Origin of the sequence: Mesorhizobium sp. CA14, assembly GCF_020165195.1 — a bacterium.
GTDB lineage: Bacteria > Pseudomonadota > Alphaproteobacteria > Rhizobiales > Rhizobiaceae > Mesorhizobium.
The window spans coordinates 105,142-118,252 of the sequence record NZ_JAIUHR010000014.1 but is presented as its reverse complement, the minus strand read 5'-3'; the positions used below and the strand labels follow the sequence as shown (position 1 = coordinate 118,252).

Genomic DNA, 13,111 nt, shown 5'->3' with positions numbered 1-13,111 from the left:
ATTGCGCGGGCTGGCGACAATTCTGACATCTTGGAATAGGCCTCAGGGATGGAAAAGATTTCAAGCGACATGCTACGCGATCGGCTGGTTTTTTAAAACTCGGCCCTGAAGATAGCTCGCAGCGGTTTCAGCATCCGGAAGATTCTTTGAATCCCTTGAAAACAAAAACCACGATTGCCGGGGGTGATACCAAGGAATCTTTATATATTTCAGCGAACATTTCGAGGCAAAATTAGCAATTGTATCTTGGGAGTATGACACGCAAGCTGGATAAACCCATTCGTCTCCAACATGCTCCGATTCTTTGTCTCCTGATACTACGAAAGTTGCAGCTATAATACCGTCATCTTTGATATTTTCACTAAATCCGTCAAAAGCTCTCACGACCTGCTCCCTTCCGGCGTGCGAGAATATGGATTGAGCAATAATAAAATCGAACTTCATCCCAAAAACAGAGGAGTCAAAATTTTTATTATAATCAAATCTGCATCTTTTTATTCCAATCAACCACTCTCCGACTTCGCTTTTTATGGCTTCATCTATCAACCATTTATTTGGATCTATACCAAAATAACCGCCCTGTTGTAGATATGGGATGAAAAGACGCCCGGCCCGGAGGCTACCGCACCCGAAGTCCAAGAGCGTGTGATCCTCGCGAAGGCCAAGCGCGCACAATAGACGGAATTGAGTGGCGCCCATGAAATCATATTGATCGGGAGGACCAACAAAGGCCGTGTAGTGGTCGGGCGATCCGGCGGGAAGGCTCTTTGCGGGATCGACATCAGAACTGAATGAGCGCATCGCAACTCCCATCAATCTATCAACTCATAACTGCCTGCAACGCCAAGATCGACGAGTCCGGTCGCCTCCAAATCCGCAACTGGCGCAATTCGAAATGCTAAGCCATCGATAATACGGTGAACAAAACCGCCTCCTCCAGACGTTGTTCCGGTTATTCCCGCATTGAAAAAATAAACATCCGGCAACAAATCCGCCACGAAATCGATAGATACCTTGACCTTCGATCCTTTACTTACCTTTTTAACTGCAGGTCTCCCACTCGTGCCCTTTCCTATACCGGATATTCCCATTCCTGACTTGGTATTTATCATCATTCCAAATCCAAAATTATATATATCATCCGTAAAATTTACATCATATTTGTATGTATATCTCCGACCATGTACAAGCACATTTACTTCTTTTCCGGTCGAATCAATAATCCGCAGTTGGCTTATTTCAGCTCCCTGACTCTCGTATTCAACTCTCGAATGCGAAATCAACGACGGATCGAACCAACTTTCGTCACCGGATTGAACCACTTCATGCTGCAATTGGGAAACTTGTTGATCGGCTACCCGGCTTAGATGAGACCCATCAGGGCTCCTCATTGCTGCTTCATCCATTTCGACAATTTGCTTGCGGACGCTACGCGCCTCCTCCCCAGTTAAGTTCACCAATCGCTGGTATTGGCTAACCACCCTCTTCGGTCGACCCTCCAGGATTTTCTCACCGCCGTCGATCAACATCGCTCGTGTGCATAGCTGCACAATGGTCTGGGCGCCGTGGCTAACGAACAGGATGGTGCCACCCTTGTCCTTAATGTCTTCAATGCGGGCGAAGCACTTGCGTTGGAATGCCTCATCGCCAACTGAAAGGGCCTCATCCACCACGAGGATGTCCGGATCAACGTTGATCGCGGTGGCGAAGGCGAGCCGAACATACATGCCCGACGAGTAGGTTTTTACCGGCTGGTCGATGAATGGACCGATGTCGGCAAAGCGCGCGATATCATCAAACCGCCACTCCATTTCCTTACGAGGAACGCCAAGGATCGTTGCGTTGAGGAAAACATTTTCACGGCCGGTGAATTCGGGATTGAACCCCGCGCCAAGTTCAAGAAGAGCGGCGATGCGGCCGTTAACCTCCACTGAGCCGCTGGTTGGCTGTAGCGTGCCGCAAACGATCTGCAGCAGGGTCGATTTGCCGGAACCGTTGCGGCCGATGATACCAACTGTCTCGCCCCGGCCAATCTCGAAAGAAACGCCGGACAAGGCCGCGAAGTCGCGAAAATAGCGACGTGGCGGACGGCCGACCAGACGTTGCAGCCGCGGTACGGTCATCTGCTTGAAGCGGTCCTCAGGTCGCTCGAACATCACGTAGTGCTTCGACACGTCGCGCACACGGATGGCGACATCTGAGCCGCCGTTGCCGGCCTCGGATCCGCTAGAGGACATCGGCAAATCCCCTGCGGGTCTTTTGGAAAAACTGATATCCAAGAAATGCAGTCATAAACGCTGCCATGGAATAGTAGCCAAGCGCCAGCCAGTCTGGCTGCACGCCAAAGAGGACCACATTGCGAAAACTCTCGACTGGAATCGAAAGTGGGTTGAGTGAAAGCCAGGGTTGCAGCCAGACTGGCAGTGCAGTTCTTTGGAAGAACACCGGCGAAAGGAACATTGTCGCCGTGACGAAAGGTGCCACGATCTGACTGCTATCCCGAAAATAGACGCCTATCGAAGCTAACATCCACGCGATGCCTAGCACAAGTACGGCAAGCGGCACGAAAACTATGGGCGCCAAAATAACTGTAGATGGTACCCTGCCGAAGACGCCGAATGCAAAGACTAAAAGCACCAACAGACTGACCGTGGCGTGAAACAACGCCGCTCCCGCCGACACTATGGGCAGAATTTGAATCGGAAAGACTATCTTTTTAACGTAATTGACATTGGCCACGATCAAACTCGGAGAGTGCGAAATCACCTCCGCGAAAAATTGGAACACAATAAGGCCGCAGAAGAGAATGACTGCAAATTCACCGGTAGAATGCGCAGCAGCTTCGTCGCCGGGAACAGTCCACCGGGACTTCATAACTACGCCGAAAACAAAAGTGTAAATCGCCAGCATAAATAGTGGATTGAGGAACGACCAAAGAAGGCCAAATACCGAGCCGCGATAGCGACCGGCAATTTCTCGGCGAATGAGTGAAAGTATCAGCGCTGGCAACGGCACACCCGTAAACATCTTTTAGCCGCACCCGCGACAATTAAACACCACGAGACGATACCCGCTCATGCCGACTATCTCAACGCCGCTGCCAGTTCTGCAGGATCGTATCTGCTTCCAACAAACGGGATTGCTTTGATTTCTCCCCGCCCGATCACGCGACCAATATTGTGCTCGGCCAATTCGATGCAGCTCTCAAGAGCAGCAGCGACCGCATCTGGTGTTACCTGATCAAGTCCGACAAGATTCTCGCTTCGTGCCGATATATTCTTCGTATCGTAGTTATTGGAGACAGTGACTAGGCCGGCATGGGCCATTTCCAGCGGAGGATAGCTAGGGTGTGGGGAAATCATCAGGGAGATCCCGACACTCGCCCTGCTTAAATATTTTGCATATTCCTCAAGACTGACTTTCCCAGGAACGGTGCAATTCTGAACGGGCCATGCCTTCGCTGCATGGAAATTCTCTCCCAGGAAGACCACTTGCCATTTGACAGCGTCCGTAGGATTTCGTTGCTGCCACAGCGACAGACCGTCAACAATTATCTCGAAACAATTCCTAGCAGCTGTAGGTCGTCCGTAGCACAGAATAATCCTCTCTTTAGGAGCTGCCTCAATCCTTCGCTCGATGGTTTTATTAATCCGAAACGGAACAACTACCGGATTTTTAAGATCAAATCGATCGCGCATGAAGGACGAAAGCTCTTCCGAATTCACGAGCGGGATTACGCCTCGGCCCAGTTCGTAGGTTGACTCCGCGATTGCCCACCGCGAGGACCACTGCACGAAATTCGACTCATAATCTTGTATAAAATAGACCGCGCCTGAACTGTGGCCGAATGCCTTCTTTTGAAAACGGGCGATCGACCTTCGCAGATACTCCGACCACCAAGCCGTTGAGATGTAGACGTCGTCCTCGCGCACGTCCAAACCCTGCGTTCGATCAAAGGCCTCGAAAACCACAGTACGACCCGCGGTTGAGTTCATAACGTATCCAGGAAAATTATGCAGGTGACTCCGCTCTACGGGAGAATCCAGCACGACAATTCTCTTGTCGAAATCGGGCAATTCAGCAGCGACTTCGTCGAAGACCTTTATCGCAGTCGATATTCCTCCAAATATCCAAAGCGGGTCTATCGTTGGCAGAAGTAGGTTGATCCTTCGCTTCCTACTACTCGACCTGGCCATTTTTAGCGGGCGAAGTTCGCCATAGTCCCGGCTAAGCGAAAGGTCAAATCGCCCTGGTTCCTCAAAAAGCGGCGCGTAAGCCTTCTCCGACAGCCTGGCGTCGCCTGGCTGCTCCAAAGCCAGCAACGTTGACGATGCAGGCTCGGCACTCTTTTGAATCTTGAGCCAATAAAACCCGGCACATTCTGCAAAATGCAGATAGCTACGTTCGATGGCATGAGCCAAGGTGCCGTCGACCTGACCAGCCTCGTCCGGGAAGTCGTCGAACGATAGCCCTAAGTCGAGAAGCGGCTTCAGAGCGGCCGACCGCCCCCAAAACATCGACCCAGACGGGAACTCCAGGACACTGTCTTTGCTGAGGTCCCAATTGGCGCGCCGAAGCAGGCTCTTCGCCATATTGAAATCAAAACCCCAATTCAACATAGTCCGGACGGGGGCGTAGTGCTGCGGATAAATTATGCCGATCTCTGGATTCGACATAAAAATTGAAAATATTGACCTGACTATCTCCTTTGACCCAATCAGATTGTCGATCAGATATGACCTCCAACCCTCAAGATCAGACAGATGGGGAGATTTTTTTGTGTGAAGATGCAGAAAGAATTCGTGCTTGTCATATATATCACGAAAACCTACAATCTTCGGTGCGATATCTCGCCCTTTATTCTCGAAAACGCGGATTTCGATGTGCTCGAACCCGTTCTCTTCACACATTCTTCTTACAACGGCAGCCTTAACATCCTCAGTTGTTGACACGTATAGCTTGAAATCTTTTCCGACATTTTTAAGCGCAGCAAGTATTTCAGGAAATACTTCTGTGTAGAAAACATGGACGATGACCGCGATGTCGCGGGGTAATGCCACCCTAGAGACTCGAGGTAGCGGTATACGAACGGCCAGGTCATGCTCCGGCGTCAGGCGCCTTGCGTTCGTCGCACCGTCATCACGAACTAGGGAAAACGAGGAAAAATTTGTATAACTATTGAGGGGACGACCTGGGAGAACATGCTGTCTTCTGGCGGCAAAGCGTTTCGCCCTTTCGAAGGTTACATAAAATCCTTCGCTTCTAACAAGTTTCAAGGCGTGGCCCGTGAGATGTATCGCCCTTTTTGCAGAAGATTTTCCCACCCCAACGCTACGAAAAGCTGAACTGGCAAATGCTTTGGCAAAGCTAAACAGAGAAAAATTTCGAGCAACTGTTTTTGTTGCCCGTAAAGGACGTGTAATCTTCCAAGATCTACTCTCCTTTATGGCAGATATCGTCTGCAAAGCATGAAGTAGCCTATTTTTTTCTTCTTCGACAGCAGAGTCTTTTTCGTTCAATTGGACACGCAACGTGGCGATCGTTGTTTCTCGAACCCCAGCTTCCGCCGCTTGCCTATCCATTTCCGCCTGAAATTTTCGCTTCGTCTTCGCTAGATCACTTGCGAATTTAGCGTCACGCTCATCACGTTCAGTTGCTTCCGCACGCATCTTTGCGACTGTGACTTCCAGCTCTTTCATTTCGACGGAACGACTTTCAGCCACCCTCGCGGTTTCGGCTTGAACTTCCGACATAGCCTTGATGCGAACGTTCATTTCGGGGAAGCACGCATCACCGAAGATTGAACTCGCTTCATCGAAAGCCAGGCTCACCGCATCAATCCGCGTCAAAGCGCGTTCGTCATGAGCGTTTTTTTCAAGCGCCGTCAGTGCCGCGTAAGCAACCTTGACCCAACCAGTGATGCGCGGGTCCGCGTCGAGCAAATCGGCACTGGCCGTAAAGTGCTGACTGTCAGCTGAAAAATGCGTGCCCAACAAGGAATGCCAGTCCATCTCCGGTTGCGGCCAATCGATCCCGAGGGTGTTCGCAATGCTTTCAATACCCTGCCGCCAATCGTCGAGCAGACCTTCATAGGACAAGAAGATGCGTGGCCGTTTCCGCGTCGCACGCTCGGCATCCAGTTCATGTCGCAACCAAAGAAGGGAACTGAAGCCTGCCGTAAATCCGTCCCGGTTTTTCAACGAAGCGATCACGGCCAACGGATTGCGCGAGACCAGCGTGTACCGGACATCGATATGCATCCGTTCGAGAACTTCCGCATAGAGCGGCACGAAGCGCGAGATGCGCGGCTCCTTGAGAACAAAGAGCGAGGCGCCGTCATACTCCTCGTCGATTATTTTGGCGATCTCGGCCTTGTAGAATTGCAGGCGCGCGGTTCCAAGGTCGTTGGGGTCAAACGCGCGCCAGTCGTCCCAACGGCTGCCACACTCGGCAAGCATCTGGTCGTTCAACTCGATGAGACGCTGTGGTTCCCAATGTCCGGTCGGATTCGACGGATTGGCCCCCAGCAAATTCTTCGGCAGCTCCGCTCCAAGCAGGCTGATTGCCCTCGTCAGCGCGCTCGTCCCCGAGCGGTGCATGCCGAGCACCATGATGCAGGTGCGCTTCGCCGGTCTGGTCTTCGATGACTTAGCCTTCGCGCCCTTCTTCGGCGCCGCTTGATCGGCCGACTGCGCGCTCGCTTCGCGCAGTTGCTCCGGTGCTGGATGCTTGTTCATGCACTCAATGCCTGTTTCGTCTCGCCGCCCCCCAGCCGCCGAACCACCTTCTCCGCCGACTCCCGCCACCCCGGCGTCTGCCACCCAAACGCCCCCGCAAACTTGGCACTCAAAAGCCGCGAGTTTTGCGGACGCCTGGCCTTGGTCGGATAATCCGCCGTCGCGATATCGCGCACGCTCGCGTGGGGGCCACCAAACGCCCGGCTTGTGTCGAGGATGTGACGGGCAAAGCCGCTCCAGTTGGTGTCGCCCTCGCCCGCCAGGTGATAGACGCCGAAGGCGGCGAAATTGCCGTCGCCGACCAGCCTCGCCGCCGCATGCAGGATCGCGTCGGCGATGTCGAGCGCCGATGTCGGATTGCCCCATTGGTCGGCGACGACCGATATCTCGTCGCGTTCGGCGGCCAGCCGCAGCATGGTCTTGACGAAGTTTCTGCCGAAGGGGCTGTAGACCCAGGCCGTGCGCAGGATGAGATGGCGCGGATTGGCCGCGGCGACCGCCTCTTCGCCGGCGAGCTTGGAGGCGCCGTAGATGCCGAGCGGGGCGGTCGGGTCGGTCTCGACATAGGCGCCGTCCTTGGCGCCGTCGAAGACATAGTCGGTCGACAGATGGATGACGGGGACGCCGAGCCTTGCAGCGGCTTGCGCCACCTTGCCGGCGCCGGTTGCGTTCACGGCGAAGGCCAGGTCCTTGTCGTCCTCGGCCTGGTCGACGGCGGTGTAGGCGGCGGCGGAAACGACGATGTCGGGCCTCGCCGCTTCAAGGGCTGCGAACACCGTGTCGGGCCGCGCAAGGTCGAGCGCCGGCCGGCCGACAGCGATGACCTCGACATCGTCGCGGCCCCGCGCTGCCTCGACCAGGCTTGCGGCAACCTGGCCCTCGCGCCCGGTGACGGCAAGCCTCACGTGGTCACCCTGCTCTCGGCCGCGTTCCCGGCCGGGCTGCTTTCGATCGGACTGTGTTGGCTCTTTGCGACCGAACCGTGGCCCAGCCGTTCGCCGGCATAGCGCTGCTCGCGGATCGGCCCCCACCACCATTTGTTGTCGAGATACCAGTCGACGGTCCGGGCCAGGCCGCTGTCGAAATCCTCCCGCGGCGCCCAGCCGAGGTCGCGCGCGATCTTGGAGGCGTCGATCGCATAGCGCCGGTCATGGCCGGGGCGGTCGGTGACGAAGGCGATCAGCTCGCGATGGCGCTTGCCGCCGGCGCGCGGCCGCCTGAGGTCGAGAAGATCGCAGATCGCCTCGACGACGCCGAGATTGGTGCGCTCGGAATTGCCGCCGACATTGTAGCTCTCGCCCGGCCGCCCCCTGGTGGCCACCAGCTCCAGGGCGCGCGCGTGATCCTCGACGAACAGCCAGTCGCGCACATTGGCGCCGGCGCCGTAGACCGGCAGCGGCTTCTCGTCGAGCGCGTTGAGGATGACCAGCGGGATCAGCTTTTCCGGAAAATGGTACGGCCCGTAATTGTTGGAGCAGTTGGAAAGCACCACCGGCAGGCCGTAGGTCTCGTGCCAGGCCCGCACCAGATGGTCGGAGGCCGCCTTCGAGGCCGAATAGGGCGAGGACGGCGCATAGGGCGTTTCCTCCACGAACATGCCGCCGTCGAAAGGCAGGTCGCCGAACACCTCGTCGGTCGAGACATGGTGGAAGCGGAAGCCCGCTTTGCGCTCCTCGGACAGGCCGCGCCAATATTCCAGCGCGGCATTCAGGATGCGGTAGGTGCCGACGATGTTGGTCTCGATGAACGCGCCCGGCCCGTCGATCGAGCGGTCGACATGACTCTCGGCGGCTAAGTTCATGACGATGTCGATGTCGTCGCGGCGCAAGATCTCCAGCACCGCGCGCTCGTCGCAGATGTCGGCCTGCTCGAAGCGGTAATTATGCGCGTTCTCGATCGGCCGCAGCGAAGCGAGGTTGCCGGCATAGGTGAGCTTGTCGAGATTGGTGACGCGGTAGGCCGGATTGGCGCACAGATGCCGGCACACGGCCGAGCCGATGAAACCGGCGCCGCCGGTGACCAGAAAATTCATGCCGCCGTCCCTCCTCACGCGAACACCTCCGCCGCTCCGAGCAGCGGCGCGCTGCGGTCCTTGTCCGACAGCTGGAAGCCGCCCGCGATCTCCGGCCATTTTATGCCGATCGCCGGATCGTCGAAGCGGATCGAGCGGTCGTGCCCGGGCGAGTAGGTGTCGGTCACCTTATAGAGCACCTCGGTATCCGGCACGAGCGTGACGAAGCCATGCGCGAAGCCTTTCGGCACCAGCACCTGGTTGCCCTTCTCGGCCGATATCTCCAGCGCTTCCCATCTGCCGAAAGTGGGCGAGGAACGGCGGATGTCGACCGCGACATCGAGCACGCTGCCCCTGATGACGCGCAGCAGCTTGTCCTGAGCGCGCGGCGGCAGCTGGTAGTGCAGCCCGCGCAGCACGCCGGCCGCGGCGGAATAGGAATGATTGTCCTGTACGAAGGCGAGATCGATGCCGGCTTCGGCGAAGCGTTCCGCATTCCAGGTCTCGCTGAAAAAACCGCGCGCGTCGCCATGCCGCTTCGGCACGATCTCCAGCACGCCGTCGAGGCCGAGCGGCCTGACCTCAAGCACCCCGTTCCTCCATCAGATCGGCCACGCGCCGGCGCAGATAGGCGGCATATTCGTTCTTGCCGAGCCGCGCGGCGCGATCCAGAACCTTGTCGGCGCTGATCCAGTGCTGCTCCAGCGCAATCTCTTCCGGGCACGCGATCTTGATGCCCTGGCGATGCTCGATCGTGCGCACGAAAGACGATGCCTCGAGCAGGCTGTCATGCGTGCCTGTATCCAGCCAGGCATAGCCGCGGCCGAGGCGGTGGACATGCAATTCGCCACGCTCGAGATAGACATTGTTGACCGTCGTGATCTCGAGCTCGCCGCGCGCCGAAGGGCGGATCGTCGAGGCGATGTCGACCACATCGTTGTCGTAGAAGTAGAGACCGGTCACGGCCCAGTTTGACTTCGGCTTTTGCGGCTTCTCCTCGATCGTCAGCGCCTTGCCGGTGGCCTTGTCGAAGGAGACCACGCCATAACGCTCCGGATCGTCGACATAATAGGCGAAGACCGAGGCGCCGCCATCGCGCGTCGCCGCCTCGCGGCAGAGCTGCGACAGGCCGCCGCCGAAATAGATGTTGTCGCCGAGAATCATCGACACGCTGTCCTTGCCGATGAAGTCGCGGCCGATGATGAAGGCCTCGGCGAGGCCGTTGGGCTGCGGCTGCTCGGCATAGGACAGTTCCAGCCCGAATTCGGAACCGTCGCCCAGCAACGCCTGGAAAACCGGCAAGTCGCGCGGAGTTGAAATGATCAGAATCTGGCGAATCCCAGCGAGCATCAGCACGCTCAGCGGGTAATAGATCATCGGCTTGTCGTAGATCGGCAGTATCTGCTTAGAAACCGCTAATGTAAGCGGATAAAGGCGTGTCCCGCTCCCACCCGCAAGGATAATTCCTTTCAACAAGCTCTCCTTGAACTACCGCGGCCCCCGCCTCGACGCCAAGTTGCCCGTGCTTAGGTTTCGGACGCTTGCTTGTCAATGTCGGCTTGACTGCTTCCCGACGTTACTTCTCCCCCTTCTACCATCCGGCATGCGATGATTTCGAGCGAAATCCGACTACACAATGAAAAAGGGCCGGCGGGCGCTTGTCGCCCGCCGGCCCTTTTTTTCGTCGATCTGGCTCAGCCGCGCTTGAGCAACGTCCACACGGCCGGCACCAGGCTGGCGGCCAAAGCCACCTTGATCAGGTCGCCGACGATGAAGGGCAGGACGCCGAACTGCCAGGACTTTTCCGGTCCGATGAGCATCGCCAGCCAGGCAAAGCCCATGGCCATCATGACCACCTCCGCCGTCAGCATGGCGCCGAACAGCTTGACGGGATTGCGGTCCCAGCCGCGATCGGCGGCCCAGCCGGCGATCGCCGCCATGACCACGAAGCCGGCGAGGTAGCCGCCGGTCGAGCCCAGCATATAGGCGATGCCGATGCCCTTTTCCGGCGTGCCCTGAAAGACCGGCAAGCCAAAAGCGCCCTCGGCGAGGTAGAGAAGAAGCGTCGCGACGGCCAGCCGCAGGCCGAAGGCGGAGGCGATCAACAGCACGGCCAGCGTCTGCAGCGAGATATCGACCGGGCCGAGCACCACTTTGGTCTTGGCCGAAAGCGTCAGCAGCAGGGTTCCGGCAAGCGCCAGAAAGAGTTGGGTCGCGAGCCGGGCAGCGCCGCGATCCGGCAGGGTGAGAGAAACAAGCGGGCGCATCGTGGTTGCAGTTGCCATGGCCTTCCCCGTTCTGGCTGATTTGTTGAGCGGCTGATTTGTTGGCTTTAAAGCGCATCGCGCAGAAACGGATCCAGGTGGCGCGCTTTAAAAATTCGTCTTGGTGCATGTCGTTCTCCCAAAACCGCGGCGCAGTTTTGGGCGACATGCATTGATTTTCCTATATTGGCTTCCGTATCGGCCGGCAATCATTTTGCCGCATTGCAACGGAGCACGCCGGCATGGCCCTTGAGTTCGACACCAGCTTCGATCCCGCCTATGGCCAGGCGATTGCGGTTGCGCCGGGTGTGCTGCGCGTCACCGCAAGAAACCCGGGCCCTTTCACCTTCCACGGCACCAACAGCTATCTCGTCGGCAGCGACACGCTGGCGGTGATCGATCCAGGGCCGGAAGACGACGCCCATCTCGAGACGCTGCTTGCGGCGATCGCTGGCCGACCTGTCAGCCACATCTTCGTCAGCCACACCCATCGCGACCATTCGCCGCTCGCGGCGCGATTGAAGGAGCTGACCGGCGCTCCGACGCTTGCCGAAGGCCCGCATCGGCCGGCGCGTGCCTTGCGCATCGGCGAGGTCAATCCGCTCGACGCCAGCGCCGACCTTGCCTTCGTTCCCGATGTCGTGCTGACCGACAATGCGCTGACCAAGGGCGACGGCTGGGCTATCCGCACCGTGCTGACGCCCGGCCACACCGCCAACCATGCCGTGTTTGCGCTAGAGGGGACCGGAACCCTGTTTTCAGCCGACCACGTCATGGCTTGGTCGACCTCGATCGTCGCGCCGCCCGATGGCGCCATGGCCGACTATATGAGCTCCCTCGACAAGCTTTTGACGCGCGACGATCGCTTGCTTTTGCCTGGCCATGGCGGAGCTGTGGCCGCGCCCCAAAGCTTCATGCGCGGCCTGAAGACGCATCGCAAGATGCGCGAAAGGGCGATCCTGGAACGCATCCGCGCCGGAGACCGCACGATCACGGAAATGGTCGCGGCGATCTATCGCGACACCGACCCGCGGCTGCACGGCGCTGCCGGCCTGTCGGTGCTTGCCCATCTCGAGGATCTCGTTGCGCGCGGCTTGGTCGTCACCGACGGCGATCCGGCCATAGATGGCGTTTTCGCGCCCGCCGCGTAGGTCCGGGGCGCTTTACCGTTTCACGGAAACGGCGAAGCGCTCCCTTCCTTATTGGCGCGATTCCGGACGGAAAACCGCTTCATTCTTTTCCTGGAATTGCTCTACTCGGCCGGCGCCGCGCCGACCTGCCCGGCAACTTCCTGGTCGAGCTCGCCAAGGAAAGCCGTGATGCGGGCGGCGTTGTCGCCGAGGTCGTAGCGGCCGTAGCGTGAGGCCGAGCGCATGTCGACGATGACCTGCTCACCGTCATCGGTGATGCGGATGGCGACGTCGGCCGGCAATCCGAGCACGAAGCCCTTGGCCAGCGCGTTGATCGTGGCTTCGCTCTGGCCGTTGATGTCGGGATAAGGCGCCGTCAACTGCCAGTCGCGGCGGTCGAGCACGGTTTCGACAGCATCGACGACGGTTTCGAAAGGCAGATTGTAGCTGCGCCCGCTGACCAGCGGATAGGCCTCCGCCTGCAGGGCCTGTTCGCCCGGCGTCGGCGGCGACAGCTGGTTCATGTCGGCGGTGCGGTCGCTGGTGTCCAACGCCGGCGGATCGTCGAGATCGGTCGAGATGTCACGCAGCGGCGGATAGATCGTCGCCCAATAGACCGCAACGCCGTAGGGTGCCAGCACCAGAAGCGCCAGCAGCGCGCCGATGGAGAGATCGCGGCCGCCGCGATCGCCGAAGCTCCAGACCCGCGACAGGGCAAGGCCTGCCAGCAACAGGGCAAGCGCCGCCAGCAGTGCCGCGACCGCAAGCACCCACAGGAAAGGGGGCGTATCGAGGAGATCGAGCCGATAGCCGGCAACGACGGTCAGCAGAAGGACGAGCGAAAATGCGCCGATCCGCCGCGACCAGCCGGCCGCCCTCGACGTCTGCCGTTCAGGAATTGTAGCCATTGTCTGCCGCATTACCCCAGTCCGAACCGAGACTTAGAGGTTTTTAGCGCGGGCTTGAAGC

The 13,111-nt window shown here is 58.1% G+C and carries 11 protein-coding genes; 1 reads left to right on the top strand and 10 read right to left on the bottom strand.

From position 1 onward, the window contains the following. Nucleotides 1–72: 72 nt before the first annotated feature. The 9 genes from LB565_RS16825 to LB565_RS16785 all read right to left on the bottom strand — a co-directional run bounded on the left by LB565_RS16825 (nucleotide 73) and on the right by LB565_RS16785 (nucleotide 11,033). A complete protein-coding gene (locus tag LB565_RS16825; protein WP_224585864.1) occupies nucleotides 73–801 on the bottom strand; it encodes a class I SAM-dependent methyltransferase in 729 nt (242 codons plus the stop codon). Nucleotides 802–812: 11 nt separating this feature from the next. Beyond that, nucleotides 813–2,279, bottom strand: a complete 1,467-nt coding sequence (locus LB565_RS16820; protein WP_224585862.1) for an ABC transporter ATP-binding protein — start codon at nucleotides 2,277–2,279, stop codon at nucleotides 813–815. Next, nucleotides 2,227–3,027 carry an ABC transporter permease gene (locus LB565_RS16815; RefSeq protein ID WP_224585861.1) on the bottom strand — a complete coding sequence of 267 codons (801 nt, stop codon included), beginning with the start codon at nucleotides 3,025–3,027 and terminating at the stop codon, nucleotides 2,227–2,229. The genes LB565_RS16820 and LB565_RS16815 overlap by 53 nt, the downstream gene beginning before the upstream one ends. A gap of 56 nt (nucleotides 3,028–3,083) precedes the next feature. Further along, a complete protein-coding gene (locus LB565_RS16810) occupies nucleotides 3,084–6,737 on the bottom strand; it encodes a rhamnan synthesis F family protein (RefSeq protein WP_224585859.1) in 3,654 nt (1,217 codons plus the stop codon). Continuing rightward, nucleotides 6,734–7,642, bottom strand: a complete 909-nt coding sequence (rfbD, locus tag LB565_RS16805; RefSeq protein WP_224585857.1) for a dTDP-4-dehydrorhamnose reductase — start codon at nucleotides 7,640–7,642, stop codon at nucleotides 6,734–6,736. Before rfbD ends, LB565_RS16810 begins: the two co-directional genes overlap by 4 nt. Further along, a complete protein-coding gene (gene rfbB / locus LB565_RS16800; RefSeq protein ID WP_224585855.1) occupies nucleotides 7,639–8,769 on the bottom strand; it encodes a dTDP-glucose 4,6-dehydratase in 1,131 nt (376 codons plus the stop codon). Before rfbB ends, rfbD begins: the two co-directional genes overlap by 4 nt. A gap of 14 nt (nucleotides 8,770–8,783) precedes the next feature. Beyond that, entirely contained in the window at nucleotides 8,784–9,338 is a 555-nt protein-coding gene (rfbC, locus tag LB565_RS16795) for a dTDP-4-dehydrorhamnose 3,5-epimerase (RefSeq protein ID WP_224585854.1), read from the bottom strand. After that, the gene (gene rfbA / locus LB565_RS16790; protein ID WP_224585853.1) at nucleotides 9,331–10,221 is read right to left on the bottom strand and encodes a glucose-1-phosphate thymidylyltransferase RfbA; all 891 of its coding nucleotides are present in this window, start codon (nucleotides 10,219–10,221) and stop codon (nucleotides 9,331–9,333) included. The genes rfbC and rfbA overlap by 8 nt, the downstream gene beginning before the upstream one ends. A gap of 221 nt (nucleotides 10,222–10,442) precedes the next feature. Next, a complete protein-coding gene (locus LB565_RS16785; protein ID WP_224585851.1) occupies nucleotides 10,443–11,033 on the bottom strand; it encodes a biotin transporter BioY in 591 nt (196 codons plus the stop codon). A gap of 221 nt (nucleotides 11,034–11,254) precedes the next feature. On the opposite strand from LB565_RS16785, the gene LB565_RS16780 reads away from it, so the two are divergent. Continuing rightward, nucleotides 11,255–12,163, top strand: a complete 909-nt coding sequence (locus LB565_RS16780; RefSeq protein WP_224585849.1) for an MBL fold metallo-hydrolase — start codon at nucleotides 11,255–11,257, stop codon at nucleotides 12,161–12,163. A gap of 101 nt (nucleotides 12,164–12,264) precedes the next feature. Here LB565_RS16780 and LB565_RS16775 read toward each other — a convergent pair whose 3' ends face one another. Beyond that, the gene (locus LB565_RS16775; RefSeq protein WP_224585848.1) at nucleotides 12,265–13,050 is read right to left on the bottom strand and encodes a DUF1499 domain-containing protein; all 786 of its coding nucleotides are present in this window, start codon (nucleotides 13,048–13,050) and stop codon (nucleotides 12,265–12,267) included. Between the last annotated feature and the right edge of the window lie 61 nt (nucleotides 13,051–13,111).

What these genes read in the sequence shown, in the direction of transcription:
- LB565_RS16810 (WP_224585859.1), bottom strand. Translation starts at nt 6,737, where the DNA reads ATGAACAAGCATCCAGCACCGGAGCAACTGCGCGAAGCGAGCGCGCAG.
- rfbB (WP_224585855.1), bottom strand. Translation starts at nt 8,769, where the DNA reads ATGAATTTTCTGGTCACCGGCGGCGCCGGTTTCATCGGCTCGGCCGTG.
- LB565_RS16825 (WP_224585864.1), bottom strand. Translation starts at nt 801, where the DNA reads ATGCGCTCATTCAGTTCTGATGTCGATCCCGCAAAGAGCCTTCCCGCC.
- LB565_RS16775 (WP_224585848.1), bottom strand. Translation starts at nt 13,050, where the DNA reads ATGGCTACAATTCCTGAACGGCAGACGTCGAGGGCGGCCGGCTGGTCG.
- LB565_RS16780 (WP_224585849.1), top strand. Translation starts at nt 11,255, where the DNA reads ATGGCCCTTGAGTTCGACACCAGCTTCGATCCCGCCTATGGCCAGGCG.
- LB565_RS16815 (WP_224585861.1), bottom strand. Translation starts at nt 3,027, where the DNA reads ATGTTTACGGGTGTGCCGTTGCCAGCGCTGATACTTTCACTCATTCGC.
- LB565_RS16785 (WP_224585851.1), bottom strand. Translation starts at nt 11,033, where the DNA reads ATGGCAACTGCAACCACGATGCGCCCGCTTGTTTCTCTCACCCTGCCG.